The sequence below is a fragment of the Blastomonas sp. CCH9-A1 genome, assembly GCF_001557175.1.
In the GTDB taxonomy this organism is placed as follows: Bacteria; Pseudomonadota; Alphaproteobacteria; order Sphingomonadales; family Sphingomonadaceae; genus Blastomonas; species Blastomonas delafieldii_A.
Genome location: NZ_LSHM01000011.1, coordinates 21,319 through 46,924 on the forward strand (window position 1 = coordinate 21,319; position 25,606 = coordinate 46,924).

General features: G+C 64.0%; 27 protein-coding genes. 13 read left to right on the plus strand and 14 right to left on the minus strand.

Features of this window, described 5'->3' with window-relative positions; all coding sequences use genetic code 11:
• Positions 1-3: 3 nt before the first annotated feature.
• Genes AX725_RS02985 through AX725_RS02995 form a run of 3 tightly spaced genes read right to left on the minus strand, consistent with a single transcriptional unit; the run spans position 4 to position 1,325 of the window.
• Positions 4-393, minus strand: a complete 390-nt coding sequence (locus AX725_RS02985) for a type II toxin-antitoxin system death-on-curing family toxin (protein WP_060979052.1) — start codon at positions 391-393, stop codon at positions 4-6.
• A gap of 1 nt (position 394) precedes the next feature.
• On the minus strand, positions 395-622 hold the full coding sequence (locus AX725_RS02990; protein ID WP_060979053.1) for an AbrB/MazE/SpoVT family DNA-binding domain-containing protein: 228 nt from the start codon (positions 620-622) through the stop codon (positions 395-397).
• A 31-nt stretch (positions 623-653) separates the two neighbouring features.
• Entirely contained in the window at positions 654-1,325 is a 672-nt protein-coding gene (locus tag AX725_RS02995; RefSeq protein WP_060979054.1) for a lysoplasmalogenase, read from the minus strand.
• 97 nt (positions 1,326-1,422) lie between these two features.
• On the opposite strand from AX725_RS02995, the gene trmFO reads away from it, so the two are divergent.
• On the plus strand, positions 1,423-2,793 hold the full coding sequence (gene trmFO, locus AX725_RS03000) for a methylenetetrahydrofolate--tRNA-(uracil(54)-C(5))-methyltransferase (FADH(2)-oxidizing) TrmFO (protein ID WP_060979055.1): 1,371 nt from the start codon (positions 1,423-1,425) through the stop codon (positions 2,791-2,793).
• Here the strand turns inward: trmFO and AX725_RS03005 are convergent, their stop codons facing one another.
• Together AX725_RS03005 and AX725_RS03010 are read right to left on the minus strand one after the other, a co-directional pair.
• Complete coding sequence (locus tag AX725_RS03005) at positions 2,794-3,243, minus strand: EF-hand domain-containing protein (RefSeq protein WP_060979056.1); 450 nt, start codon at positions 3,241-3,243, stop codon at positions 2,794-2,796.
• Positions 3,244-3,268: 25 nt separating this feature from the next.
• Positions 3,269-3,925 (minus strand): squalene/phytoene synthase family protein, encoded by a 657-nt coding sequence (locus tag AX725_RS03010; RefSeq protein ID WP_060979057.1) that lies wholly within the window; start codon positions 3,923-3,925, stop codon positions 3,269-3,271.
• A 127-nt stretch (positions 3,926-4,052) separates the two neighbouring features.
• Between AX725_RS03010 and AX725_RS03015 the strand changes: the two genes are divergently transcribed.
• From AX725_RS03015 to AX725_RS03025, 3 genes are read left to right on the plus strand one after another with little or no spacing between them, the layout of a single operon-like run.
• Positions 4,053-6,020, plus strand: coding sequence for a TadE/TadG family type IV pilus assembly protein (locus AX725_RS03015; RefSeq protein WP_066113979.1), 1,968 nt, complete (start codon positions 4,053-4,055; stop codon positions 6,018-6,020).
• Positions 6,020-6,616, plus strand: coding sequence for a TadE/TadG family type IV pilus assembly protein (locus tag AX725_RS03020; protein ID WP_066113982.1), 597 nt, complete (start codon positions 6,020-6,022; stop codon positions 6,614-6,616). Before AX725_RS03015 ends, AX725_RS03020 begins: the two co-directional genes overlap by 1 nt.
• On the plus strand, positions 6,613-7,479 hold the full coding sequence (locus tag AX725_RS03025; protein ID WP_060979060.1) for a TadE/TadG family type IV pilus assembly protein: 867 nt from the start codon (positions 6,613-6,615) through the stop codon (positions 7,477-7,479). Before AX725_RS03020 ends, AX725_RS03025 begins: the two co-directional genes overlap by 4 nt.
• Positions 7,480-7,527: 48 nt before the next feature.
• On the opposite strand, the gene AX725_RS03030 is transcribed toward AX725_RS03025, so the two are convergent.
• The 4 genes from AX725_RS03030 to eno form a co-directional block, all read right to left on the minus strand.
• The gene (locus AX725_RS03030) at positions 7,528-8,907 is read right to left on the minus strand and encodes a pyruvate dehydrogenase complex E1 component subunit beta (protein ID WP_060979061.1); all 1,380 of its coding nucleotides are present in this window, start codon (positions 8,905-8,907) and stop codon (positions 7,528-7,530) included.
• Positions 8,907-9,926 carry a pyruvate dehydrogenase (acetyl-transferring) E1 component subunit alpha gene (gene pdhA / locus AX725_RS03035; RefSeq protein WP_060979075.1) on the minus strand — a complete coding sequence of 340 codons (1,020 nt, stop codon included), beginning with the start codon at positions 9,924-9,926 and terminating at the stop codon, positions 8,907-8,909. The genes AX725_RS03030 and pdhA overlap by 1 nt, the downstream gene beginning before the upstream one ends.
• Positions 9,927-10,144: 218 nt before the next feature.
• Positions 10,145-10,456 (minus strand): FtsB family cell division protein, encoded by a 312-nt coding sequence (locus AX725_RS03040; RefSeq protein ID WP_060979062.1) that lies wholly within the window; start codon positions 10,454-10,456, stop codon positions 10,145-10,147.
• Between the two features lie 105 nt (positions 10,457-10,561).
• On the minus strand, positions 10,562-11,836 hold the full coding sequence (gene eno, locus AX725_RS03045; protein ID WP_060979063.1) for a phosphopyruvate hydratase: 1,275 nt from the start codon (positions 11,834-11,836) through the stop codon (positions 10,562-10,564).
• Between the two features lie 226 nt (positions 11,837-12,062).
• Between eno and AX725_RS21125 the strand changes: the two genes are divergently transcribed.
• The 4 genes from AX725_RS21125 (at position 12,063) to AX725_RS03065 (ending at position 13,850) form a co-directional block, all read left to right on the plus strand.
• Positions 12,063-12,656 (plus strand): hypothetical protein, encoded by a 594-nt coding sequence (locus AX725_RS21125; protein ID WP_060979064.1) that lies wholly within the window; start codon positions 12,063-12,065, stop codon positions 12,654-12,656.
• A 25-nt stretch (positions 12,657-12,681) separates the two neighbouring features.
• Complete coding sequence (locus tag AX725_RS20325; protein ID WP_066046273.1) at positions 12,682-13,110, plus strand: phage holin family protein; 429 nt, start codon at positions 12,682-12,684, stop codon at positions 13,108-13,110.
• Entirely contained in the window at positions 13,107-13,481 is a 375-nt protein-coding gene (locus AX725_RS03060; RefSeq protein WP_060979066.1) for a hypothetical protein, read from the plus strand. The genes AX725_RS20325 and AX725_RS03060 overlap by 4 nt, the downstream gene beginning before the upstream one ends.
• A gap of 144 nt (positions 13,482-13,625) precedes the next feature.
• Positions 13,626-13,850, plus strand: a complete 225-nt coding sequence (locus AX725_RS03065; protein ID WP_060979067.1) for a DUF4170 domain-containing protein — start codon at positions 13,626-13,628, stop codon at positions 13,848-13,850.
• 9 nt (positions 13,851-13,859) lie between these two features.
• On the opposite strand, the gene AX725_RS03070 is transcribed toward AX725_RS03065, so the two are convergent.
• The 3 genes from AX725_RS03070 to carB all read right to left on the minus strand — a co-directional run bounded on the left by AX725_RS03070 (position 13,860) and on the right by carB (position 18,478).
• Positions 13,860-14,537, minus strand: coding sequence for a rhomboid family intramembrane serine protease (locus AX725_RS03070; protein ID WP_060979068.1), 678 nt, complete (start codon positions 14,535-14,537; stop codon positions 13,860-13,862).
• A gap of 3 nt (positions 14,538-14,540) precedes the next feature.
• Entirely contained in the window at positions 14,541-15,017 is a 477-nt protein-coding gene (greA, locus tag AX725_RS03075; RefSeq protein WP_023836660.1) for a transcription elongation factor GreA, read from the minus strand.
• Positions 15,018-15,124: 107 nt separating this feature from the next.
• On the minus strand, positions 15,125-18,478 hold the full coding sequence (carB, locus tag AX725_RS03080; protein ID WP_060979069.1) for a carbamoyl-phosphate synthase large subunit: 3,354 nt from the start codon (positions 18,476-18,478) through the stop codon (positions 15,125-15,127).
• A gap of 60 nt (positions 18,479-18,538) precedes the next feature.
• Between carB and AX725_RS03085 the strand changes: the two genes are divergently transcribed.
• The gene (locus AX725_RS03085; RefSeq protein WP_060979070.1) at positions 18,539-18,865 is read left to right on the plus strand and encodes a FitA-like ribbon-helix-helix domain-containing protein; all 327 of its coding nucleotides are present in this window, start codon (positions 18,539-18,541) and stop codon (positions 18,863-18,865) included.
• A complete protein-coding gene (locus AX725_RS03090) occupies positions 18,862-19,266 on the plus strand; it encodes a PIN domain-containing protein (protein WP_060979071.1) in 405 nt (134 codons plus the stop codon). The genes AX725_RS03085 and AX725_RS03090 overlap by 4 nt, the downstream gene beginning before the upstream one ends.
• An 8-nt stretch (positions 19,267-19,274) precedes the next feature.
• Here AX725_RS03090 and AX725_RS03095 read toward each other — a convergent pair whose 3' ends face one another.
• Together AX725_RS03095 and carA are read right to left on the minus strand one after the other, a co-directional pair.
• Positions 19,275-19,646: a ribonuclease E inhibitor RraB gene (locus AX725_RS03095; RefSeq protein WP_060979072.1), complete on the minus strand. Its 372-nt coding sequence runs from the start codon at positions 19,644-19,646 to the stop codon at positions 19,275-19,277.
• Positions 19,643-20,821, minus strand: coding sequence for a glutamine-hydrolyzing carbamoyl-phosphate synthase small subunit (gene carA, locus AX725_RS03100; protein ID WP_066044446.1), 1,179 nt, complete (start codon positions 20,819-20,821; stop codon positions 19,643-19,645). Before carA ends, AX725_RS03095 begins: the two co-directional genes overlap by 4 nt.
• Before the next feature lie 225 nt (positions 20,822-21,046).
• Here carA and AX725_RS03105 point away from each other — a divergent pair, with 225 nt between their 5' ends.
• The 3 genes from AX725_RS03105 to rpoD all read left to right on the plus strand — a co-directional run bounded on the left by AX725_RS03105 (position 21,047) and on the right by rpoD (position 25,563).
• A complete protein-coding gene (locus tag AX725_RS03105; protein ID WP_060979169.1) occupies positions 21,047-21,502 on the plus strand; it encodes a GatB/YqeY domain-containing protein in 456 nt (151 codons plus the stop codon).
• 10 nt (positions 21,503-21,512) lie between these two features.
• Complete coding sequence (dnaG, locus tag AX725_RS03110) at positions 21,513-23,384, plus strand: DNA primase (RefSeq protein WP_060979170.1); 1,872 nt, start codon at positions 21,513-21,515, stop codon at positions 23,382-23,384.
• Between the two features lie 169 nt (positions 23,385-23,553).
• Positions 23,554-25,563, plus strand: a complete 2,010-nt coding sequence (gene rpoD, locus AX725_RS03115) for an RNA polymerase sigma factor RpoD (RefSeq protein WP_066044448.1) — start codon at positions 23,554-23,556, stop codon at positions 25,561-25,563.
• Positions 25,564-25,606: the final 43 nt, after the last annotated feature.

The following is a 25,606-nucleotide window of genomic DNA, read 5'->3' on the forward strand; positions in this document are numbered from 1 at the left end:
GGCTCAGCTTTGCGGCACGATATGATCGCGAAACCAGCGGGCGACCTCATCCTCGGTGAGGTCGCCTGCGGCGAGCGCTAACGTCATGACGACAAGCTCGGCTTCGGTGATTTCAAACTCGATACCGTTGAGCAGCAGAAAGGTCAGCGCGACCACCGCCGCACTGCGCTTGTTGCCATCAGCGAACAGGTGGTTGCGCGCGAGGCCAAACGCATAAGCTGCCGCCAGATCAGCGGCATCCGGCTCTCCATAAGCGGCGAGGTTCAATGGTCGAGCGAGCGCGCTTTCGACCAGAGCAGCATCGCGAATGCCGCTCAGCCCACCATGTTCGGCTATCTGTTCATCGTGCAGCGCGAGGACGACATCGTGCCGCACCCAGATCCAATCGGCCACCTCACTTGGCCAGTTCGCGAAGTGCGTTGCGGTAACGCGCCATCACATCGCGGGCAGCCGACATCTGCTTGTCGAAATCCGGATCCGCAGATTTGAGTGCAATGCCATCGGCCTGCTTGACCACCGACACCTCATCGCCTTGCGACAGGTTCAGATGCGCCAGCACGTCCTTGGGCAGGATGACGCCGGTCGAGTTGCCGATCTTGATGAGCTTCAGCGGCTTGTTCATACGGATGTTATAACACTTTGGCCCCGCTCCATCAACCGGCGACGCGCGGGTCCTTGTGGCGCAGGCTCTGGATCACGCCGGTGCAGATCAGGAACTGGCCGAAATAATAGAGCGGCCAGATCAGCCATTCGGGGATGGCAGAGCCTTCCAGCGGTCCCAGCCGCGCGAAGATCAGCAGATCGGACACCACGAACAGCAGCGCGCCGGTGCCAACGCGATAGCGCGGGAAATCGCTGATCCAGGCCATCGCCGCCATGACGGCAAGGAACAGACTGTAGAACGCGATGCCCCCTGCTCCGCTGCGATCGATCGGCAGCGCCCAGGCGATCAGGACGACACCCGGCACCAGCAGCAGCGCGAACAATCGCTGGCTGAAAGTGACGCGTGGCCGGCGGTGGCGCGCATAGAGCCAGATCGCCACCAGATGCCCAAGCAGGAAGGCAACCGCGCCATAGATCATGTCGATCTCAATCAGCATGTCACCGATCGCGCCTAGTGCCATCACCGCGCCGATCAACTGCCCGTCGCGCGAATGGTGGCGCGCAAGTGCAAAAACGGCGAGAAAGCCGACACCCAGCCCTTTCCACAGCATGAGATACAGGCCCGGAATCGGCGCATCGCTGACGAAATAATAGCTGATCGCCGCCACGAGGCTCAGCAGCAGCCAGGGCCGCGATTCCGCCAGTGCGCGCTTTACGACCATGTATCTTCCCCCGGTTTGCGTCCGTACCCCTGATGGCACCGAAGGCCAATCATGCGCAAGCTGGGCAAATGCCCTCGCACACGCTATCTGCACGCGCATGAGCAACAGCAACGATTTCCAACACCAGATTCATATCATCGGCGGCGGCCTGGCCGGATCCGAAGCGGCATGGCAGCTCGCCCAGGCAGGCGTGAAGGTCCGCCTGTCCGAGATGCGCGGCAGCGGCGACATGACGCCCGCGCACCAGACCGAGGGCCTGGCCGAGCTCGTCTGCTCGAACAGCTTCCGCTCCGACGATGCCGATCGCAACGCCGTCGGCCTGCTCCACCAGGAAATGCGCACGCTGGACTCGCTGATCATGGCAGCCGCCGACAAGGCCAAGGTGCCGGCGGGTTCCGCGCTGGCGGTGGACCGCGACATCTTCTCCGATATCGTCACCAAGGCCCTGAGCGAGCATCCGAATATCCGCATCGTGCGCGAGCGGATCGACACGCTGCCCAGCGAAGGCCCGACGATCGTCGCGACTGGCCCGCTCACCGCCATGTCGCTCGCCCAGTCGATCGGCGCAGCCACCGGCGAAGACGCGCTGGCCTTTTTCGACGCCATCGCGCCGATCGTCCACCGCGACAGCATCGACATGGACATCTGCTGGATGGCCAGCCGCTGGGACAAGGTGGGGCCCGAAGGCGACGGCAAGGACTATATCAACTGCCCGATGGACAAGGACCAGTATCTCGCCTTCCATCGCGGCCTGATCGAGGGCGAGAAGACCGAGTTCAAGGAGTGGGAGAAGAACACGCCCTATTTCGAGGGCTGCATGCCGATCGAGGTGATGGCGGCGCGCGGCGTGGACACGCTGCGTTTCGGCCCGATGAAGCCTGTCGGCCTCGATAATCCGCGCACCGGGCGCTGGCCCTATGCGGTGGTGCAGCTGCGCCAGGACAACAAGCTGGGCACGCTGTGGAACATGGTCGGCTTCCAGACCAAGCTCAAGCACGGGGCGCAGGTGGAGCTGTTCCGCACCATTCCGGGGCTGCAAAGGGCCGAGTTCGCGCGGCTCGGCGGACTGCACCGCAACACCTTCATCAACTCGCCGCGCCTGCTCGATGGCCAGCTGAGGTTGCGCAAGGCGCCGCATATCCGCTTTGCCGGGCAGATTACCGGCTGCGAGGGCTATGTCGAAAGCGCCAGCGTCGGGCTGATGGCGGGGCGATTTGCCGCTGCCGAACTGCAGGGCCGCAAGCTGGCAACGCCGCCGGTCACGACGGCACTCGGCGCGCTGCTGGGCCATATCACCGGCGGCGCGGAAGCAAGCGACTTCCAGCCAATGAACGTCAATTTCGGCCTGTTCCCGCCGCCCGAGGACAAGGTGCACAAGAAGCAGCGCAAGGAAGCCTATACCGCGCGCGCGCGCGCCGATCTGCAGGGCTGGCTCAATGGCGCGGGCAAGGTCATCGCCGCCGAATAGTCAGCATTTGCAGCGCTGTAGCGGGCGCTTGGGCCGGGTTGTCGCGAACTCCTCGGGCGACAGGCGGCCATTGCGGTCTTCATCGGCCTTGGCGAAGCGATCCGATGTCGCCACCGCCCATTCCTCGAAGGTCAGCAGGTTGTTGCCGTCCTTGTCGAGCGCCTTGAACGCCTTGGTGCGGCTGGCGAGCAGTTCCTCGCGCGTGATGATGCGGTCGCCATTGCGATCGAACCGGGCAAAGCGGCGTTCCTCGCGAGTCATTTCGGTCGCTTGCGGCGGTTCCGGACCACGCAGCTGGCCCGGATCGGCCATCGGCAGGCCGGTGTCCTGAGGCTCGGGCGGAGGAGCCACGATCTCGGCCAGCTCGTCGTCCTGCTGCTGCGCGCGTATGAGGAAGAAACCGCCGACCAGCAAGGCGATGGCCCCCAATCCGCCGAACAGGATCCGCATCGCCCTTCCCCCTCTCGTCAGCCGGTCACCGTCCGGTTACCCCGTGCCAGACCAGGCGCGCGAACAGGCCGGGCCCGGCCCATGGACGATCCAGCCGACCCTTGGCGATGTCAAGCCGCACCGCGCGGTTGATGATCGACAACGGGCGCAGCTGCGCGGGGAGCGCGATGCGCTCCAGCGCCCGCGTATCGACCGCCGCGAAGGCGGCATCGAGCGCAGGCGTACGGCGGTGGAAGCGCACCATATCCCACAGTGCCCAGGCCTGGCCGATGCGCTGCAGATCGGCGGCATCGCCCCCCTGCCCCGCAAAGGCCGCGAACAACTGCCCCCGGCCCGCTGCGAAATCGGCGATCGCCTCGATCTCCTCGCATTCGAGCGCCGCTTCCCAGCCACGGATGACCGGTCCCAGTGCATCGGCCAGCGCCAGCCCATCCGCCTCGATCGGTGCGAGGGCAGCGAGCACCGGATTGGCCGAAGGACGCGATGCCACCGGCTTGGCCAGCACATCGTGCCACCATTGCAGGCGGATCTGCGCCAGCATCGGCTCGCGCGCCTGCAGCACAATGCCCGCCATCTGCGCATCGAAGGCAAACAGCGCCCGGGCCCAGTCGCGGACCTGCCGGTCGCCATAGCCGACCGCCAGCGTGACGAGCGGAGAAACAGGGGGTTCTGGAGGAGCCATGGCGCGCGCAGTCCCCCAATTTCCGGGGCAAATCAAGGTAAACTTGGGCTTAACCATCTCCCTTTGAGGGCTGCTTACCATTGCGCAGATACAAGGCACGCTGCGTCTAAGGGGCATTAACCACATCATGACCATCCGCCACACCGAAGATCAGCGCTTTGGCACCAGCGCGCGGGCCGATGCCGCGAAGGCTGATGCGCGCCCGTGGCTCAACCGGCTGCTGGCATCGAAGCGCGGCAACGTGCTGCCCATCCTGGCCGCCAGCGTGCTGCCGATGGCGGCGATGATCGGCGGCGCCGTCGATATGAGCCGCGCCTATATGGTCAAGTCGCGACTGCAGCACGCCTGCGATGCCGGTGTACTCGCGGGTCGCCGCGCGATGGCCGCCAGCACGTACACCGACGCCGCCAAGGCCCAGGCGCGCGACTTTTTCGACGTCAACTATCAGCCGGGCTATAACGACACCACCAACGTGACGTTCGACACCAACAACGTGTCGGGCACCAGCCAGGTCACCGGTACGGCGTCTGCGGTGATGCCGACCACGATCATGGGCATGTTCGGCAAGAAGACGCTCAACATCGACGTCGCCTGCCAGGCCGAGCTCAACCTCACGAATACCGACACGACCTTCGTGCTCGACGTGACCGGGTCGATGCTGGATTCGATTCCCAACGGCTCGGGCGGTTCGATCGTCAAGATCAGCGCGCTGCGCAATTCGGTGATGAGCTTCTACGATACGCTTGCCAATGCCTCGTCGGGCAGCAACGCGCGCATCCGTTATTCGTTCGTGCCCTATTCGACCAACGTGAATGTCGGCGAACTGCTGTACGATGCCAATCCGCAATGGCTGAACGGGGGCAATGTCGCCGATACCTGGACCTATCAGTCGAGACGTCCGATCTGGCGGACGACGACCGTCGATTGCCAGGTCTATGGCGGCAACCAGTCGTTCTCGTGCCCCAACCGTTCGCATTCGACGATCTCGGGCGGCGGCACCAACATATCGCGTCAGAATTGCACCAGCTATGGCAGCAACTCGAGCTTCACCGGCTTCAGTCCCAACCCCGCGGGCACGCCGCTGCCGCCGGTTGTCTCGGGCACCAGCACGACGACCGTCTCCTTTGTCCGCTACAGCTGGGGCGGCGCAGCTCCGGGCTGGAGCGGTTCGGACAGCAGGCAATGCGTGAGGCAGCGCACGACGCAGGTCGATTCAACCGTGCCGGTGAGCGGCGCCACCGTCGTGTGGATCTATGAACAGCGCAGCCTTGCGACGCACAATTTCATTCGCTCGATCAAGTCGGCCAATCCGGCAGTCACCACGCCGAGCGAAGTCGACGGCAGCACCAGCCGCTGGGGCGGATGCATCGAGGAGCGCGACACGATCGCGGCGGCGAACTTTGCCAGCACGTCGAGCGGCATCACCGCCGATGGCAGCCTGGGCGCGCACGATCTCAACATCGATGCCGTGCCCAACAGCATGGAAACCAAGTGGCGACCCTATTGGGAAGAGGTCTATTTCTTCCGCGACGATGCGACCAGCATCAAGAACAAGGGCGGCGGCTATACCGCCTGTCCCAGCAAGGCCACGCTGCTGTCGACCATGACGCGCGACCAGGTGCAGACCTATGTCAACAATCTGGTCGCAGTCGGCGGCACCTATCACGATGTCGGCCTGCTCTGGGGCGCGCGCCTGGCGTCGCCGCAGGGGATCTTCCAGTCGACGGTAAACGCCAATCCGGGCAATCCCGGATCGGTCAGCCGCCACATGATCTTCATGACGGACGGTCAGCTGACCAGCTATGACTTTGTCGCCAGCATGTACGGCGTCGAGATGTACGACCGGCGCGTGACCGGCGGCAGCACCGATCCGACGCAGCTCGAGCGCCAGCGCCGGCGGTATCTGGCGATCTGCGAGGCGATCAAGTCCAAGGGGATCCGTCTGTGGGTGATCGCATTCGGCACGACGCTGACCACCGACATGACGACCTGTTCGAGCAGTGGTAGCTCGTTTACCGCATCGAACAGCTCGCAGCTCAACTCCGCATTCCAGAACATCGCCAAGCAGATTTCCGAATTGAGGTTGACCCAGTGATGCGCGCCCCTGCCTTCATCCGCCGGGTCGGCCAGGATCGGCGCGGCGTGACCGTGACCGAATTCGGGCTGATCGCGCCCACCTTTCTCATGCTGCTGCTCGGCGTGTTCGACCTCGGCTATACCGTCTATGCGCGTGCGATCCTGGATGGCGCGGTGCAGAAGGCCGGACGCGATGCCGCGCTGGAGACGGGGACGACCAATGTCGCGAACCTGGACGCGAAGGTGAAGGAAAATCTCGGCGTGCTGGGCGCCGATGCCACCTTCACCTATACCCGCCGCAATTATCGGGACTTTGCCAAGGTCGGCCTGCCCGAGGATTTCGAGGACAAGAACAGCAACGGCCAACGTGATCCGGGCGAGTGCTTCACCAACGAGAATGCCAATGCGGTATGGGACCGCGACCTTGGCAAGGACGGGGTCGGCGGCGCGCGCGACGTGGTGATGTACGAGGTGCTGATGTCGTACGACCGCAAGTTCCCGCTCTATGCGCTGATCGGCATGTCCCGACGGACAGCGATCAAGTCCGCCACCGTTCTGCGCAACCAGCCTTATGCAAGCCAGAATGCCGAGACCAAGCAGGTGATCTGCACATGATGACCACGCCCATTGCCGCCGCCGACGCCCGCCCCGGCTTCATCGCCCGCACCCGCAGCCTTGCGCGGCGGCTGAAACGCGATCGTTCGGGCCTTGCGCTGATCGAGTTCGCCTTTTCGCTGCCGATCTTCATCGGCCTCGGCTTTTACGGCGTCGAGGTATCGAACCTTGCCATCACCCAGATGAAGATGAGCCAGATCGCGCTCAACATGGCCGACAACGCCTCGCGCATCGGAACGCTCAACGCGACGCTAGGCGCCAAGGTGATCAGCGAAGAACAGATCAACGACGTGTTCCAGGCGGCGGCGATCCAGGCGGGCGCGGCGGGCATCTATCAGGATGGCCGCACGGTATTGTCCAGTCTAGAACTCAACGCCGATGGCGGCCAGACGATCATGTGGCAGCGCTGCAAGGGCATATTGTTCGATGATTCGGATTATGGCCCGGAAGGTACCGGCAAGACCGGAACCAGCTTTGTCGGAATGGGCCCGCCGGGGGAGAAAATCGCCGCTAGCACCGGCACGGCGGTGATGTATGTCGAGCTGACCTATGTCTATGATCCGCTGTTCGGCAGCATGTTCATGGAGCCGAAGGAACTGCACCAGGAGGCGGCCTATACCGTGCGCGACGCACGCGAGATCGGCAAGCCGCCGTCCGACAATGTGTCCGCCACGCGCAAGTCGACGTGTGACAAATATGATGCCGTGTTGCCGCAGACCAGCGACGCACAGATTGCTTCGGCCCAGGCCGCAGCGGATGCCGCCAGAGCCAACGACATGAAGGACGGCGTGCTCGACGGCAATGCCGGCAGCGGCGACAACAAGGGTATTTGCAGCGCCAGTCTGATCTGCATCAGGATATGAAATCGGCCGGGCCGTGCTGCCCGGCCGATCGTATCATAACGGTCGCGCTCAGCCCTTGTAGGTGACCTTCTTCACCGCCGCGATCACGCGGGCGCTATCGACCAGCGCAAGCTTTTCGAGGTTGGCGGCATAAGGCAGCGGCACATCCTCGTTGGTCACGCGCAGCACCGGCGCGTCGAGATCGTCAAATCCCTGCTCCATCGCGACCGCGCAGATTTCCGACGCGATCGAGCAGACCGGCCAGCCTTCTTCGACCACGACCATGCGGTTGGTCTTTTTCAGGCTTTCGAGCACGGTCGCGGTGTCGAGCGGACGCAGCGTGCGCAGATCGACCACCTCGGCCTCGATGCCCTCGGCGGCCAGCTTCTCCGCCGCCTCGAGCGCAACGCCGACGCCGATCGAATAGCTGACGATGGTGACGTCCTTGCCTTCGCGCATGATCCGCGCCTTGCCGATCGGCAGGACATGGTCGTCGAGCTTGGGCACATCGAAGGTGCGGCCATAGACCAGCTCGTTCTCCAGGAACACGACCGGGTCCTCGGTGCGGATCGCCGCCTTGAGCAGCCCCTTGGCATCGGCACTGTCATAGGGCGCGATGACGATCAGGCCTGGGACATTGGCATACCAGGGACCGAAATTCTGGCTGTGCTGCGCGCCGACACGGCTCGCCGCGCCATTGGGGCCGCGGAACACCACCGGGCAGCGCATCTGGCCGCCCGACATGTAGTTGGTCTTGGCCGCCGAGTTGATGATATGGTCGATCGCCTGCATCGCGAAGTTGAAGGTCATGAACTCGATGACCGGGCGCAGGCCGCCCATCGCCGCACCCGCACCGATGCCGGCAAAGCCATATTCGGTGATCGGCGTATCGATCACGCGGCGCGGCCCGAATTCCTCGAGCAGGCCCTGCGTCACCTTGTACGCGCCCTGATATTCGGCGACTTCCTCGCCCATCACGAACACGCGCTCGTCGCGGCGCATTTCCTCCGCCATCGCATCGCGCAGCGCCTCGCGCACCGTGGTCGGCACCATCTCAGTGCCTTCGGGGATCGCCGGATCACTGACCTGCGCGCGCTTGGGCGTTTCGGGGACGATCTCAGCGTTCTCAGTCGGGGCCTTGGCTTCGGGCTCGGACGCAGGGGTCCGAGCGGGTGCCGGTGTGGCTTCAGCCGACGACGCGTCCTCGCCTTCGCCCGCGATCAGCGCGATCACTGCGCCGACCTTCACATTGTCGGTGCCCTCGGCGATCAGGATCTTCGAGATCGTGCCTTCATCGACCGCCTCGAATTCCATGGTCGCCTTGTCGGTCTCGATTTCGGCGAGAATGTCGCCGGACGACACGGTATCGCCTTCCTTGACCAGCCACTTGGCCAGCGTCCCCTCTTCCATCGTGGGGGACAAAGCAGGCATTTTCAGTTCGATGGCCATCAATATTGCTCCACCAGCACATCGGTATACAGTTCGGACGGATCCGGCTCGGGCGAGGTTTCGGCAAAGTCTGCCGCTTCGCTGACGACCGTGCGGATTTCCTTGTCGATCGCCTTCATCGCGTCTTCGCTCACGCCCATTTTCAGCAGCTCGGCCTTGGCAGCCTCGATCGGGTCGGACTTTTCCTTGACGTTCTGCACCTCCTCGCGGCTGCGATATTTGGCCGGGTCGGACATCGAATGGCCGCGATAGCGATAGGTCTTGAGCTCCATCAGCAGCGGGCCGTTGCCGCCGCGGACATATTCGAGCGCCGCCTCGGCCGCACCGCGCACCTCGAGCACGTCCATGCCGTTGACCTGCATGCCGGGAATTCGGAAGGAATCGCCGCGCCGGTAGAATTCGGTCTCGGCACTGCTGCGCGCGACCTTGGTGCCCATGGCATAGCCGTTATTCTCGATCACGAAGATGATCGGCAGCTTCCACAAGGCGGCCATGTTGAAGCTTTCATAGACCTGGCCCTGGTTCGCCGCGCCATCGCCGAAATAGGCCATGCACACGCCGCCATCCTCGGAATATTTGTGCCCGAAAGCGAGCCCAGCACCCAGCGGCACCTGCGCACCGACAATGCCATGGCCGCCATAGAATTTGTGCTCGGTCGAGAACATGTGCATCGAGCCGCCCTTGCCGCGCGAGATGCCCGCGCCGCGTCCGGTGAGCTCGGCCATGATGATCTTGGGGTCGATGCCATAAGCCAGCATATGGCCATGGTCGCGATAGCCGGTGATAACGCTGTCCTTGCCCGGCTCGAGCGCCGATTGCAGGCCGACCGCGACCGCTTCCTGGCCGATATACAGGTGGCAGAAGCCGCCGATCAGGCCGAGGCCGTAGAGCTGACCCGCGCGCTCCTCGAAGCGGCGGATGAGCAGCATTTCCTTGTAGAAATGCAGCAGCTCTTCCTGGCTGGCTTCATAGCGCTCAGGGTTGCGCGGACGCGGATGGTTGCTGCCCTCCTCGGGCAGGACCGGAGCTTTCGACGAGGCCTTTGCGGGCGGTTTGCGAACGGGCTTTGCAGCGGGTGTCTTGACCAAGACGGAAAACCTTTCACGCTGATGGATCAGTGCCATGCGGCAGGGGGAGGATTGACCCCCTTCCTATAGAAGCAGAGCAAAGGTTTACGCAACGGCCAAGGCGGTTTTTGCGCAATATTCCCGCAGCATCGAGCCGTTTGCGGCACGGCTTATTTCAGCGGAACGATCACCTCGTCGGGATGCGCGACATTGAGTTCGCGGCGCACCAGTTCGCTCACCAGATCGGGATCGACCGCCTTGGGATCGAGCAGCTCGACCCGGTTGCGCAGGGCGTCGCGCTGCTTCTGCAGCCGCGCCAGTTCGACCTTCTGCACCTCCAGCCGCTGGCGATAATCGCCCCAGGCGAGCACACCCGTCGGCCCCAGCAGGGCATAGGCCGCAATGGCGAGCAGGGCGACGAGCGAGATGCCCGGCGCGATCGCCTGTTTTGCGGGTTTTATGACGGGTTTGCGCGACGACATTAATCTCTTGAATCACAATTGATTCGGGCTGGCAAGCCGAAACGGCCAGCCCGAATCAAATATGCGATCAATGCCTTGCAAGTCGCGGAACAAAACGGGTTTTGTTCAACGGAAGATGGCAGCACCGGCATAATGCGCCGATGCGCCCAGCTCTTCCTCGATGCGGATCAGCTGGTTATACTTGGCGAGCCGGTCGGAGCGCGCGAGCGAGCCGGTCTTGATCTGGCCGCAGTTCGTAGCGACGGCGAGATCGGCGATCGTCGCGTCCTCGGTCTCGCCCGAACGGTGCGACATCACCGCGGTATAGCCTGCGCGATGCGCCATGTTTACCGCTTCCAGCGTTTCGGTGAGCGTGCCGATCTGGTTGACCTTCACCAGCAGGCTGTTGGCCAGGCCCTTTTCGATGCCCATCGCCAGACGCTCGGGATTGGTGACGAACAGGTCGTCGCCGACCAGCTGCACCTTGTTGCCGAGCAGTTCGGTGACCGCGAGCCAGCCCTCGAAATCGTCCTCGCTCATGCCGTCCTCGATCGAGCGGATCGGGTACTCGGCGCACAGCTTGCCCAGATAATCGGCCATTTCGGTCGGCGAAAGCGACAGCCCTTCGCCGCTGATCTCGTACTTGCCGTCGCGGAAGAATTCGGTCGCAGCGCAATCGAGCGCGAGCATCACGTTCTCACCCGGCTTGAAGCCCGCCTTCTCGACCGAGGCCATGATGAAGTCGAGCGCGGCGCGGGTCGAGGCGAGATTGGGGGCAAAACCGCCCTCGTCGCCCACCGCCGTTGCGAGGCCCTTTTCGTGCAGGCCCTTCTTGAGCGTGTGGAAGATTTCCGAACCCCAGCGCACCGACTCGGCCAGGCTGTCCGCGCCGACGGGCATGATCATGAATTCCTGAAAATCGATGGGGTTGTCAGCATGTTCGCCGCCATTGATGATGTTCATCATCGGAACCGGCAGGACGTGCGCCGAAACGCCGCCGACATAGCTGTAGAGCGGCAGGCCGCGCGCGTCGGCAGCGGCCTTGGCGACCGCCAGGCTGACGCCCAGGATCGCGTTGGCGCCCAGGCGCGACTTGTTCTCGGTGCCGTCCAGGGCGATCATCGCCATGTCGATGTCGCGCTGATCCTCGGCATCGAGGCCGACGATTGCCTCGAAAATCTCGCTATTCACCATGTCGACGGCCTGGGTCACGCCCTTGCCCAGATACATGGACGTGTCGCCGTCGCGCTTCTCGACCGCCTCATAGGCCCCGGTCGATGCGCCGGAAGGCACGCCGGCGCGACCGAAACTGCCGTCTTCGAGCAGCACGTCGACCTCGACCGTGGGGTTGCCGCGGCTGTCGAGAATCTGGCGGGCGTGGATGTCCATGATCGCGGTCATAAGCGGCACTCTTTCCGGTATGTGGTGGGTGGAAGGATGGCGCCCCTCTAGGCGGTGGGCCGCGTCTTTGCAACAGGCGCAGGTGATCCCCAGAGGCGCTGTATAGTCGCCTTGCTGCGGCCGCGAAAGCGCTTGAAAATATGCCGGGAGAGGCCAGAATATAACTTGGGCAAGCGGAACCGTGGCGGCGCTTCATGCGTCTGCCCTCAAGCTTGAGGAGGAATTCATGTCCGAAGAAGAAACCAAGGCCGCAGCCGCGCCGAAAAAGCCGCGTGCGAAAAAGGCAGCAACTGGTGACGGTGCCGCGAAGCCCGCCGCCCCCAAGCGCAAGGCGGCTCCCAAGCCCGCTGCGGAAAAACCCGCCGACGTCACCCCCACGCCAAACAGCGCAGTGCTGGTGTCGGGCGGCGTCGCTGCCGCCGGTGCGACCGTCGCCGCGCAGTCGAGCAACGCATTTCAACAGGTTTCCGAAAAGGTGAGCGCAATGATCCCCGAAGACATGGGCGGCAAGGCCAAGGATGTGGCGAGTGACGTCAAGGACATGGCCTGTGATGCGGTCAACAGCATCGCACAGATCCTGAACGACAGCGCCGGCGCGATCGACGACAATATCGGGCCCAAATATGGCGACTATGCCCGCAGCGCAGCGCAGAGCGTCACCGATGCGGCAGAGCGGCTGCGCGCCAAGCCGGTCGAGGAAATCGCCGAGGATACGCGCGAATTCGTCCGCACCAAGCCGGTTGCTGCCGCAGGTATCGCTGCGGTCGCCAGCCTGTTGGTCGCCAAGCTCCTCTCGTCGGTGTTCGGCAAGCGGCGTTGAGCGCCCAGTCCGGACCGCAAAGCGCGTGACCCAACCCATTCCCGATAGCGCGCCAGTTCCGGGTGCACCCGATCTTCCGCCTCCTCATGAGGCAGCAGCGGACAAGCCCGGCCTGGTCGAACAGTTGCGCGGCCTCTATTCCGATGGCCGCGAACTGATCGATGCAGAAATAGACTTTCAAAAGGCCCGCGCTGGAGCGGCCGGACGCCAAGTCCGCGCGATGGCAGCGCTCGCCTTTGTCGGGCTGGTGCTGATCAGTTGCGCCCTGATCGCGCTGGTCGTCGGCACGATGATTGCTCTGATTCCCTATCTCGGTGCTTGGGGAGCCATGGGCGCAACGGTGGCGGGCACGCTGATGCTGGCCGTGCTTTGCTTCTGGCTTGCGGTGCGCCGCATCAGCAAGATCGGCGCGCTGTTTTCGAGCGACGAGGAAGAGACGAAAGCCGCTGCATGACCGAGCCACTAGCCCCTGCGGACCACGATCACGATGACGAAGGCGTCGAAAGCCTAGCCGAGGTTTCCGCGCGCCGTCTCGCTGCGCGCAGCCAGTGGCAAAAAGCCCTGGCCCGCGCCAAGGATCGCTTTGCCCCTGCCAATCTGCGCGACGAGGCGATCGAGACTGCCGCCGAGAAGATCGGCAATGCCGCCGATCAGGCTGCGGGGCTGGCCTGGACGCACCGCTGGAAGATCGCGCTGGCCGGTTTGCTAGGCGGGCTGTTCCTGGCGCGCAAGCCGATCACCAAGGCCGCCGCGCCGCTGGCCGACAAGGCCAGGGAACAAGCAGAGAAGGCTCGCGACGCTCTGCGCAGCACCGGCAAGCGCTGACAGCGCGCAACAGGGCTGGAAAATCCCGCGCAACCGCATTATGGCGCCCCCCAGCAACGCGATGGGGCATGGCACGCAACACCCTGTCGCACGGGAGAGGATGCCGCCCGGCATCCGTTTCATCTGTCAGGGACGCATATTCACATGAGCAAACTTCATCTCGTCATGGGCGGACGCGTCAGCGACCCCCAAACCCTCGATTATTGCGAACTGGACAAGATGGACCTTGTCGGCGTCTATCCCGATTATGCTAGCGCCGAGGAAGCCTGGCGCAGCAAGGCCCAGGCCACCGTCGACGATGCCGAAATGCGCTATGTGATCGTGCATCTGCACCGTCTGCTCGATCCGGAAGAAACGCCGGCGAGCTGAGTTAGCGGATCAGGGAATATCGTGACGCGGCCGCCGGACCTGGTGGCTGCGCACGAGCGGCACCGCGAGCAGCAGGCCCGCGGCAAAACCGCCGATATGCGCCCAGATGGCGATCCCCAGCGCACTGCCCGCAAAGGCGAACTGGCTGAGCAGATTGATGCCGGTCCATGCCGCCATCAGCCAGGCCATGTGCACGACGATCTGCGGGACCGGGCCGATCGCGGGCGGCTTGCGGCGCGAGAAGAGCAGGAAATAGGCCGCCATCAGCGCCGAAATCGCGCCGCTCGCGCCGACCACCGGCACCATCGATACCGGGTCGATCACGTAATGCATGGCCGCAGCGGCGATCATCCCTGCGCCATAAAGCAGCAGATAGCGCTCCCAGCCGAGCGCCAGCTCAACGATCCGCCCGATCACGATCAACGCCAGCATGTTCATGGCAAGGTGAAACAGCCCGGCATGCAGAAAGGCCGAGGTGAACGGCGTCAGCCAGACCGGCACGACCCATGGATAATCGACCGGCAGCGCGCTCGAATGCCCGTACAGCGCGTCATGCAGCCGCGCGGACCAGAAGCCGCCCTCGATCTGCATCGTCTCGGTCCAGCCGGTGGTAAAGCCCACCAGCCAGACTAGCACATTGGCGATCACGAGAAAATTGGTTGCCGACCGCTGCGGCACGGCAGGCATGGTTCAGATGAACTCGATCTTGGACACGAGGTAGAACTTGTCGCCCGAAGGCACGCTCACCTCGACCTCGTCGTCGAGCTGACGGCCGATCAGCGCGCGGCCCAGCGGGCTCGAATAGCTGATCCGGCCCTTGCGCGCGTCCGCTTCGGCCTCACCGACGATCTGGTACTTGACCGGCTTGTCGTCCTCGTCGAGCAGCGTCACGGTCGCGCCGAACACGATCTTGTCGCCCGACAGCGTGGTCGGATCGATGATCTGCGCGCGGCTCAGCTTGCCTTCGAGATCGGCGATGGTCGCCTCGACCTGGCCCTGGCGCTCCTTGGCGGCGTGATATTCGGCGTTTTCCGAAAGATCGCCATGCGCGCGCGCTTCCTCGATCGCCTCGACGATCAGTGGACGTTCTTCCTTGAGCGCCTTCAGCTCGCGCGAGAGCTTTTCATAACCTTCTGCCAGCATCGGCAGCTTATCGACGGTTGCCATTCGGCATATCCCTTCATCCTTGGCCGACGCGAAGCCGAACGTCCGACAATAATGCCTTTAGCGGCCCTCGAACGGGGCCGCATCAGGGTAACGACTTGTCGGGGGGCTCAAGCGTCAGGCCGTATATTATAGGCCTGAAGCGGCTTTACTTCAAGGCTTGTCGCCGCAAGCGACGCCATGGCCTTGACCGCCGCGACACTGGCAGCCGCCGTGGTGAAATACGGAATCTTCCCCGTCAGCGCGCTGGCGCGGATCGATTGCGAGTCCTTCAGACTCTGCCAGCCCTCGGTGGTGTTGAAGATCAGCGCGATCTCGCCGTCCTTGATCTTGTCGACGATATGCGGGCGGCCCTGCGCAACCTTGTTGACCTCGGTCAGCGTCACGCCATTGTCGGAAAGGTAGCGCGCAGTGCCTCCCGTAGCGACGATGTCCATGCCGAGCGCGATCAGCCCGCGGGCGGCTTCCAGGATCACGGGCTTGTCGCTGTCCTTGACCGAGATGAACACGGTGCCCCTGGTCGGCAGCGTCAGCCCTGCGCCGATCTGCGCCTTGGCAAATGCGGTGGCGAAATCCTTGTCGATGCCCATCACCTCGCCGGTGGACTTCATTTCCGGGCTCAGCACCGGGTCGACCCCGGCAAAGCGCGCCCAGGGGAAAACCGCCTCCTTGACCGCCATATGGTCGATATTGCGGTCGATGGTCGGCAGGTTCGCCAGCATCTCGCCCGCCATCACCCGCGCGGCATATTTGGCCACCGGCTGACCGATCGCCTTGGCGACGAAGGGCACGGTGCGGCTGGCGCGGGGGTTCACCTCGATCAGGTACACCTGGCCGCTCTTGACCGCGAACTGGATGTTCATGAGGCCTCGCACCTTCAGCCCCTCGGCGAGCAGTTTCGTCTGCCGCTCCATCTCGGCGATGATGTCGTTGCTCAGGCTATAGGGCGGAAGGGTGCACGCGCTGTCGCCCGAATGGACACCGGCCTCCTCGATATGCTGCATCACGCCCGCAATCGCGACATCCCTGCCGTCGCAGATCGCATCGACATCGACCTCGATCGCATCGCGCAAATACTGGTCGATCAGCACGGGGCTGTCGCCCGACACCTGCACGGCGGTGGCGATATAGCTTTCGAGCTGCGCCTGTCCGTCGACGATCTCCATCGCGCGGCCGCCCAGCACATAGGACGGACGGATGAGCACCGGATAGCCGATGCGGTTGGCGACCGCGATCGCCTCTTCGCGGCTGCGCGCAATGCCGTTGGCGGGCTGCTTCAGGCCCAATTTGTCGACCAGCTTGGCAAAGCGCTCGCGGTCTTCGGCGAGATCGATCGCGTCAGGCGATGTGCCGAGGATCGGGATGCCCGCATCCTCCAGCGCCTGCGCGAGCTTGAGCGGGGTCTGTCCGCCAAACTGCACGATCACGCCGACCAGCTCGCCGGTCGAACGCTCGACATCGAGAAGCTCGAGCACGTCTTCTGCGGTCAGCGGCTCGAAATAGAGCCGGTCCGAGGTGTCGTAATCGGTCGAGACGGTTTCCGGGTTGCAATTGACCATGATCGTCTCGAACCCGGCGTCGCCGAGCGCGAAACAGGCATGGCAGCAGCAATAGTCGAACTCGATGCCCTGGCCGATGCGGTTGGGTCCGCCGCCCAGGATCACGACCTTGCGCCGCGTTGTCGGCTGGCTCTCGCATTCGGGCTCGCCAAAGGTCGGAGCCTCATAGGTGGAGTACATATAGGGCGTCTTTGCCGCGAATTCGGCAGCGCAGGTATCGATGCGCTTGAACACCGGGCGCACGCCCAGCCTGTGGCGCAGCGCGCGCACCTCCTCTTCGGTGACGCCGCCGGTCATTGCGACCACGGCATCGCGCACCATGCCCGATCCGCGCGCCAGCGCATGCCCCATGCCGGGGCGCAGGTTCGCCGACTTGAGCGCGAGATAGGCGAGGCGCTTGTCGGAAAAGCCCATCGACTTGAGGCGGCGCATCCCCGCCGCATCGCGCGGTAGTCCATTGGCCAGCACCTCGGCCTCGGCATCGACGATCTGCTTGATCTGCTCGAGGAACCAGGGGTCGAACTTGGCGACGGCATGGATCTGCTCCACCGTCATCCCCTCGCGCAGCGCCTGCGCCGCGATCAGCAGCCGGTCGGGTGTCGCCTGGCTGAGTTCCGCAACGATGTCCTCGTGCGGTGCGCCGACGAGATGATCGACAAAGTTGAAGCCCGACAGGCCGGTTTCCAGTCCGCGCAGCGCCTTCTGCACCGATTCCTGGAAATTGCGGCCGATCGCCATCACTTCGCCGACCGACTTCATCGCGGTGCCGAGCAACGGGCTCGATCCCTTGAACTTCTCGAAGGCGAAGCGCGGAATCTTGGTGACTACGTAGTCAATGGTCGGCTCGAAGCTGGCAGGCGTCGCGCCGGTAATGTCGTTGGTGATCTCGTCGAGCGTATAGCCCACCGCCAGCTTGGCCGCGACCTTGGCGATCGGAAAGCCCGTCGCCTTCGACGCCAGCGCCGACGAACGCGACACGCGCGGGTTCATCTCGATGACGATCAGGCGGCCGTCCTTGGGGTTGACCGCGAACTGGACGTTCGATCCGCCCGTCTCAACGCCGATCTCGCGCAGCACCGCGATGCTGGCCGAGCGCATGATCTGATATTCCTTGTCGGTCAGCGTCAATGCGGGCGCGACGGTGATGGAATCGCCGGTGTGCACGCCCATCGGATCGACATTCTCGATCGAACAGATGATGATGGCATTGTCGTTGCGGTCGCGCACGACCTCCATCTCATATTCTTTCCAGCCGAGCAGCGATTCCTCGATCAGCACTTCGGTGGTCGGCGATGCATCAAGCCCGCCGGTGACGATCTGGACGAACTCGTCGCGATTATAGGCAATGCCGCCGCCGGTGCCGCCCATGGTGAAGCTGGGGCGGATGATCGACGGCAGCCCGGTGCGTTCAAGCACCGCGAGCGCCTCTTCCACCGTATGCGCGATGCCCGAGCGCGCCGATTCCAGCCCGATCTTGTCCATCGCCTCGCGGAATTTCTGCCGGTCCTCGGCCTTGTCGATCGCCTCGGCCTTGGCGCCGATCAGTTCGACATCATATTTGGCCAGCGTACCATTGGCATCGAGCGCCAGCGCGGTGTTGAGCGCGGTCTGTCCGCCCATGGTCGGCAGCACCACCAACTTCTCATTGGGCCGCTCGGCGCGTTCCTTGGCGATGATCTTGGCGACGATCTCGGGCGTGATCGGCTCGACATAGGTCGCGTCGGCCATGTCCGGGTCGGTCATGATCGTCGCGGGGTTGGAGTTGACGAGGACGATGCGATAGCCCTCCTCCTTCAGCGCCTTGCACGCCTGCGTGCCCGAATAATCGAACTCGCACGCCTGGCCGATGATGATCGGGCCTGCGCCGATGATCAGGATGCTGTCTATGTCGCTGCGCTTGGGCATTGTTTATCGTGCTCTCTTTGTATACATTGATTGCATTGAAATCATTTCGAGGAGGCGGCGATGGCCAGCCTGACCGTTCGTAATCTGCCCGACGAGGCCAAGCTGCGCTTCCGCCAGGTCGCTGCCGCGCATGGTCGCTCGATGGAGGAACATCTGCGCCAGCTGGTGATCGAGGCGGCGGGCATGGCCCCTGTTGCATCGACGGTCGCTGATGCATCGGTGCCGTTCCAGAGCTTCCCGCCCGAACAGACGCCCGAGGCCAAGGCCGAAAGCCGCGCGCGTATCGAACGGCTCATCGAACTGGGCCGCGGCATCGACTGGGAGCCCGAACCGCGCAAGCCGGAGCCGCTGACCAACTTCGAGTTCGATCCGAAAGACTTTGCGTGATCCTGGTCGATACCAACGTCTGGAGCGAGATGGTGTCCCGCAATGGCGAGCCCGGCGTCATCGCCTGGCTCGCCGACAATGATGCGCGCCTGTTGCTGTCCGTGCTCGTCATTGCCGAAATCCGCGCGGGCTTCGAAAAGCCCAGCGCCCAATCGTTCCGGTCGCGTCTGGAACGCTGGCTGGCGCAACTGGAAACCGACTATGTCGATCGCATCATCGCGTTCGACCGCCACGACGCGCATGTCTTTGGCCAGCTTGCGGCGCAGCGCACATTGGGCGGCAACACGCTCGATGCGCAGATCGCCGCGCAGGCCATTGTCCGCAACATTCCCGTCGCCACGCGCAATACGACGGATTTCGCCTGGACGGGCATCCGCCTGATCAATCCCTGGCAGGATTGACCGCATCATCAATGCACCGTGCCGGTCTGGGCTTCGCAGCCCCAGCCGTCATATTCGAGGTCGAACAGCTGTTCGATCTGCAGGCAGAGCTCGGTGAGCGCGCGGATCGATTTCTCGTCCACCGCCTGCACCCGCTCCAGGAACAACCACGGATCGCCGCCATCGGCATCGTCCTCATGGCCCAGTTCGGTCAGCCCCAGCTCCTCCGCCGCCTCGGACAACCGCTCGAGGTTTTCCTCGGACCCGCGAAAGCTCACGTCCACCGACCGGCGGATGCTCGCCTGATCGCCATTGGCGGCCAGATTGCGCAGCACGTCCTGATCGGCGGCCCATTCCTGCTCCATGCGGGCGGGGTCAACGGGGGGGAGTTTGAGGGTCACGCGGCGGTCGCCGGAGCGGTGAGGCCGCTCACGAACTTCTCGAACAGATAGAAGCTGTCCTGCGGTCCCGGCGAGGCTTCGGGGTGATATTGCACACCGAATGCGTTCTTGTCGGTGAAGGCGATGCCGCAGTTGCTGCCGTCGAACAGAGACACGTGCGTCTCGACGACATTGGCGGGCAGTGTCGCGGCGTCGACCGCGAAGCCGTGGTTCATGCTGGTGATCTCGACCACCCCGGTCTCGAGCCGCTTGACCGGATGGTTCGCGCCTCTATGGCCCTGGTGCATCTTCATCGTGCGCGCGCCGGCTGCGAGGCCGAGCAGCTGATGGCCGAGACAGATGCCGAAGATCGGAATGTCGCGTTCGAGCAGGCCCTGGATCACCGGCACGGCATAGACGCCGGTCGCGGCGGGATCGCCGGGGCCGTTCGACAGGAACACGCCCGCCGGTTCCAGCGCCAGGATGTCCTCCAGCGAGGTCTTGGCCGGGACCACGGTCACCTTCGCGCCCGCCTCTACCAGCGAGCGGAAGATATTGTGCTTGGCGCCATAATCGATCGCGACGACATGGGGGCGTGCCCCCTCACCCATCGCGGCATAGCCATGGCCCAAAGTCCATTTGCCGCCATCCCAGCCGCGCGTCTCGGCACCCGTGACCTCGATGGCGAGATCCATGCCCTCGAGCCCCGGCCAGCCCTGCGCCAGTGCCAGCAGCGCGGGCATGTCGAACACGCCATCGGGCGCGTGCGCGATCACGGCATTGGGCGCGCCGGCCTCGCGGATGCGGCGGGTGAGCGCGCGGGTATCGACACCCGAAATGCCGATCTGGTTATTGGCACTCAGCCAGTCGCTGAAATGCTGCGCGGAGCGGAAGCTGCTGGGGTTGGTCACGTCCTGCCGCACGATGCAGCCCAGCGCATGCGGCACGTCCGCCTCGATATCCTCGGGGTTCGCGCCGACATTGCCGATATGCGGGAAGGTGAAGGTGATGATCTGCCCGGCATAGCTGGGATCGGTCAGGATTTCCTGATAGCCGGTGATCGAGGTGTTGAAGCACACCTCGCCCGCCTTGGCCCCGGCGGCCCCGAAGCCCCTGCCCCAGATCGCGGTGCCATCGGCCAGCAGCAACAGGCCGGTCGCGCCTTGGGGTTGAGCGGAGGTGGTGGCGTGCGCCATGGATCGTGTTCCTTGCCTTGCGGTATGAGTCGCGAATGTGCCGGGCCGCAGGATATGGCAGGACAAGGCCGGGCCATAGCCCCGAGACGCTTCCTGCCGGACAGCGGCCAAATTGGCGGGTCACTAGGCGCGCGGGGCTTGCACGGTCAATCTATGAAAAACATTTTTATCCGGCTAGGTTGAACGCTTGTTCCAAAATCCACGGGAAAAGAAAGGTTCGCGCGCATGATTCGCGATTCGCTGAAAGCTGCGCAGGTTTCTGCCATGAAGGCGGGCGACAAGGAGCGCACGGCGGCCGTCCGGCTGATCCTCGCCAAGATCAAGGACCGCGATATCGAACTGCGCACCCAGGCAGCCCCTGCCGATGACGATGCGATGGTCACCGAAGTGCTGCAGAAGATGATCAAGCAGCGCCGCGAATCGATCGCCATGTACGAACAGGGCGGAAGAGCCGAACTCGCTGCGCAGGAAGCCGCCGAGGTTGCGGTCATCGAGGAATTCCTGCCCGCGCAGATGGACGAGGCCGCCGCCAGGGCCGCGATCGCCAAGGTGGTCGCCGATACGGGCGCGGCCAGCCTCAAGGACATGGGGCGCGTCATGGCCGAAGTGAAATCGCGCCACGGCAGCGAACTCGACATGAGCAAGGCCAGCGCCTGGGTGAAGGAGGCCCTGGCGGGCTGATCCAGGCAGGATGACCCTATCCCCGCAATGGCTGGACGAACTCAGATCGCGGATCACGCTGTCCACGCTGATCGGGCGGCACGTGAAGGTGCAGCGCGCGGGGCGGGAGTACAAGGCGTGCTGCCCCTTCCATAACGAGAAGACGCCCAGCTTCACGATCAACGACGACAAGGGCTTCTACCATTGTTTCGGTTGCGGGGCGCATGGCGATGCGATCCGGTTCATGACCGATCATCAGGGCCTGGGCTTCATGGACGCGGTCAAGGAGCTCGCCGCCGAAGCGGGGATGAGCGTGCCCGCGCCCGATCCGCGTGCTGCGCGCCAGGCCGAGGCGCGCGCAACGCTGCACGATGTCTGTCAGGCGGCGCAGGACTGGTTTGTCGCGCAGCTCGGCAGCGCCGCCGGCGAGGAAGCGCGCGCCTATCTGAAGAACCGGGGGTTGACGGCGGAGACAATCGCCCGGTTCGGCATCGGCTTTGCGCCCGACAGCCGCACCGGCATCAGGTCGGCGCTCGGCCATCTCGACGAGGAGTTGCTGATCGAGGCGGGGCTGCTGATCAAGGTCGACGACAAACCGCCCTATGATCGGTTTCGCGGGCGCATCATGATCCCGATCCGCGATCCGCGCGGGCGCGTCATCGCCTTTGGTGGCCGCATCCTGGGCCAAGGCGAGCCCAAATATTTGAACTCACCCGACACGCCTTTGTTCGACAAGGGCCGCACGCTCTACAACCTGCACCTCGCCGCCCCCGCTTCGCGCCAGAGCGGGCGTGTGGTGGTGGTCGAAGGCTATATGGACGTGATCGCGCTCGCCCAGGTGGGGTTCGGCGAATGCGTCGCGCCGCTCGGCACTGCGCTCACCGAGCATCAGATCGAGCGGCTGTGGAAGATGGTCGACCGCCCGCTGCTGTGCTTCGACGGCGATAATGCCGGGCAGAAGGCGGCGATGCGCGCCGCGACGCGCGCCCTTCCGCTGCTCAAGCCGGGCCTGTCGCTGGGCTTCGTCTCGCTGCCCGGCGGACAGGACCCGGACGATCTGGTGCGTGCCTCGGGCCCGCAGGCCTTTGCCGCGTGCCTCGAGCAGGCCACGGGGCTGCTCGATCACCTCTGGTCGCACGAGCTGAACGCGCAGCCGCTGACAAGTCCGGAGGCACGCGCGGGGTTCAAGGCGCGATTGAACGCGCATGCCGACACGATTGCCGATGGCGACATCAAGGCGCTCTATCGCCGCGAGATCGGCCAGCGCTTTTCCGACCTGTTCTTCGCCGCACGCGCGCCCTCGCCTGCCCGCGCGCCGCAACAGCGCGGTGCTTCGGGCAAAACCTGGCAGCGGCGCGACGAGCCCGTGCCGCCGAGCGAGGAGCTGCGCGCGTTCAGCCGCCAGCCGATGAGCGACCTGATCGTGCGCGGGGTGCTGATCGGGCTGATCCACCGTCCGGCGCTGATCGCGCGGCACAGCGAGACGCTGAGCGAATTCGTCACGCTTGCCGACCACTGGGCCGACCTGCTCGATGCGCTGCTCGATGCGTCGCACCGGCCCGGTGCAGATGGTCTTGATCCGCCCACGCTGATGACCATATTGCAGTCCAGGGGGCTGGCAGACGCGGTGGACAGGCTGAAATCGGGCGGAAAGCCGCCGTTTTCCTTCTGCATCCCGGCGATCGAGCCACCCGATCAACTGCGCGAGGCCCGGATTGCGGAAGACTTTGCCGAGGCGATCGAAGTGATGATTACCCGCCCCAGGCTGGAGGCGGCGTTGCAGGATGTGACGCGCCGATTCGAAAATGACATGCAAGACGGTTTGTTTTTGGAGCAGCAGCAGCTAAGGGCAAGAAAGGAAGCGTTTGACCAGCGCCTGATCGAATTGACGGAGCGAGGCTGACACGGGACGGGCTGCATGCCCTCGCCGCGGTTCAGACCCCATGCGATCAAGGCGGACACGGGACGAGCGCGAAATATTTGAAACGGACCCTTTGGGTCTGATAACAAAGCAAATTCTCCGCAGGCTTGGACGCAGCCCGCGGCGGCACAGGTGACAGGAAGTACGCAAATTGGCCAAGGAACCGAAAGACCCCAAGACCGACGGCACCGATGCCCCGCTGATCGACCTCAACGAAGCGTCGGTCAAGAAGCTGCTCGCGCGCGCCAAGAAGCGCGGCTACATCACCTATGACGAGCTGAACGAGGCGCTGCCGCAGGACCAGATGTCGTCCGAACAGATCGAGGACGTGATGTCCGCGATCTCCGAAATGGGCGTCAACATCGTCGAGAATGACGAGGAAGGCGCGGAAGAACAGCCGGTCGACGACAGCGACGCGGTCGATGACGGTTCGGAACAGCTCAACATCTCTCCCGAAAAGAAGAAGGAGACGATGGACCGCACCGATGATCCGGTGCGCATGTATCTGCGCGAGATGGGCGCCGTCGAGCTGCTCAGCCGCGAGGGCGAAATCGCGATCGCCAAGCGCATCGAGGCCGGCCGCGACACGATGATCCTGGGCCTGTGCGAGAGCCCGATCACCTTTCACGCGATCATCGAATGGTCGACCGCGCTCAACGATGGCGAGATGCAGCTGCGCGAGATTCTCGATCTCGATGCGATGCTCTCCAAGGATCCCGCGCCCGAAAGCCTGTCCGAGGACGGCGAGGATGATGGCGAGATCAGCGAGAAGACCGCAGGCCCCAGCTTCAAGGACGAGGACGAGGTCGAGGAAGTCACCGATTCGGAGGACGAGGAAGACGAGCTGACCGAGCGTCGCACGCGTCGTCCCGAAGAGGATGACGAGGAAGACAACACGCTCAGCCTCGCGCAGATGGAAGCGCAGCTGAAGCCCGCGGCGCTCGAGAAGTTCGCGCAGATTACCGCCCTCTTCCGCAAGTTCGAGAAGATCCAGGGCGAGCGCCTGAACGCGCTCAGCATCGGCGACGATTTCCCGGCGGCGAAGGAAAAGCAGTATCAGAAACTGCGTGAGGACCTGACCGCCGAGGTGGAATCGGTGCAGTTCCATGCCAACAAGATCGAATATCTGGTCGACCAGCTCTATTCGTTCAACCGTCGCCTCACCGCCCTGGGCGGGCAGATGCTGCGCCTGGCCGAGCGTCACAAGGTGCCGCGCAAGGATTTCCTCGACCGCTATGTCGGGCACGAGATGGACGAGGCCTGGCTCGAATCCATGGCCGGCATCGACAAGAAATGGGCGAATTTCGTCGCCAACGAGGCGAGCGCGGTCGATCGCATCCGCGCCGAGATTTCGGACATCGCGGCAGCCACCGGCATGTCGCTCGGTGAGTTCCGCCGCATCGTCAACATGGTGCAGAAAGGCGAGCGCGAGGCGCGCATCGCCAAGAAGGAAATGGTCGAGGCGAACCTCCGCCTCGTGATCTCGATCGCGAAGAAATATACCAATCGCGGGTTGCAGTTCCTCGACCTGATCCAGGAAGGCAATATCGGCCTGATGAAGGCGGTGGACAAGTTCGAGTATCGCCGCGGCTACAAATTCTCGACCTATGCGACCTGGTGGATCCGTCAGGCGATCACGCGCTCGATCGCCGATCAGGCGCGCACCATCCGCATTCCGGTGCACATGATCGAGACGATCAACAAGCTGGTGCGCACCAGCCGCCAGTTCCTGCACGAACAGGGCCGCGAACCGACGCCGGAAGAGATGGCCGAGCGCCTTTCGATGCCGCTCGAAAAGGTCCGCAAGGTGATGAAGATCGCCAAGGAGCCGATCAGCCTCGAAACGCCGATCGGCGACGAGGAGGATTCGCACCTGGGCGATTTCATCGAGGACAAGAACGCGATCATCCCGGTGGACGCGGCGATCCAGGCGAACCTCAAGGAAACGGTCACCCGCGTCCTCGCCTCGCTCACCCCGCGCGAGGAACGCGTGCTGCGCATGCGCTTCGGCATCGGCATGAACACCGACCACACGCTCGAAGAGGTGGGCCAGCAATTCTCGGTGACCCGCGAACGCATCCGCCAGATCGAGGCGAAAGCGCTGCGCAAGCTCAAGCACCCGAGCCGGTCACGCAAGATGCGGAGTTTTCTGGATCAGTGAGGGTGGCGCTCCGCATCATGGAATCCAATCCATGGCTGCGGAG

Coding starts and splice junctions, on each gene's coding strand:
- AX725_RS02990 (WP_060979053.1), bottom strand. CDS start 622: ATGAACAAGCCGCTGAAGCTCATCAAGATCGGCAACTCGACCGGCGTC.
- AX725_RS02995 (WP_060979054.1), bottom strand. CDS start 1,325: ATGGTCGTAAAGCGCGCACTGGCGGAATCGCGGCCCTGGCTGCTGCTG.
- trmFO (WP_060979055.1), top strand. CDS start 1,423: ATGAGCAACAGCAACGATTTCCAACACCAGATTCATATCATCGGCGGC.
- AX725_RS03005 (WP_060979056.1), bottom strand. CDS start 3,243: ATGCGGATCCTGTTCGGCGGATTGGGGGCCATCGCCTTGCTGGTCGGC.
- AX725_RS03010 (WP_060979057.1), bottom strand. CDS start 3,925: ATGGCTCCTCCAGAACCCCCTGTTTCTCCGCTCGTCACGCTGGCGGTC.
- AX725_RS03015 (WP_066113979.1), top strand. CDS start 4,053: ATGACCATCCGCCACACCGAAGATCAGCGCTTTGGCACCAGCGCGCGG.
- AX725_RS03020 (WP_066113982.1), top strand. CDS start 6,020: ATGCGCGCCCCTGCCTTCATCCGCCGGGTCGGCCAGGATCGGCGCGGC.
- AX725_RS03025 (WP_060979060.1), top strand. CDS start 6,613: ATGATGACCACGCCCATTGCCGCCGCCGACGCCCGCCCCGGCTTCATC.
- AX725_RS03030 (WP_060979061.1), bottom strand. CDS start 8,907: ATGGCCATCGAACTGAAAATGCCTGCTTTGTCCCCCACGATGGAAGAG.
- AX725_RS03040 (WP_060979062.1), bottom strand. CDS start 10,456: ATGTCGTCGCGCAAACCCGTCATAAAACCCGCAAAACAGGCGATCGCG.
- eno (WP_060979063.1), bottom strand. CDS start 11,836: ATGACCGCGATCATGGACATCCACGCCCGCCAGATTCTCGACAGCCGC.
- AX725_RS21125 (WP_060979064.1), top strand. CDS start 12,063: ATGTCCGAAGAAGAAACCAAGGCCGCAGCCGCGCCGAAAAAGCCGCGT.
- AX725_RS03060 (WP_060979066.1), top strand. CDS start 13,107: ATGACCGAGCCACTAGCCCCTGCGGACCACGATCACGATGACGAAGGC.
- AX725_RS03065 (WP_060979067.1), top strand. CDS start 13,626: ATGAGCAAACTTCATCTCGTCATGGGCGGACGCGTCAGCGACCCCCAA.
- AX725_RS03070 (WP_060979068.1), bottom strand. CDS start 14,537: ATGCCTGCCGTGCCGCAGCGGTCGGCAACCAATTTTCTCGTGATCGCC.
- greA (WP_023836660.1), bottom strand. CDS start 15,017: ATGGCAACCGTCGATAAGCTGCCGATGCTGGCAGAAGGTTATGAAAAG.
- carB (WP_060979069.1), bottom strand. CDS start 18,478: ATGCCCAAGCGCAGCGACATAGACAGCATCCTGATCATCGGCGCAGGC.
- AX725_RS03085 (WP_060979070.1), top strand. CDS start 18,539: ATGGCCAGCCTGACCGTTCGTAATCTGCCCGACGAGGCCAAGCTGCGC.
- carA (WP_066044446.1), bottom strand. CDS start 20,821: ATGGCGCACGCCACCACCTCCGCTCAACCCCAAGGCGCGACCGGCCTG.
- AX725_RS03105 (WP_060979169.1), top strand. CDS start 21,047: ATGATTCGCGATTCGCTGAAAGCTGCGCAGGTTTCTGCCATGAAGGCG.
- dnaG (WP_060979170.1), top strand. CDS start 21,513: ATGACCCTATCCCCGCAATGGCTGGACGAACTCAGATCGCGGATCACG.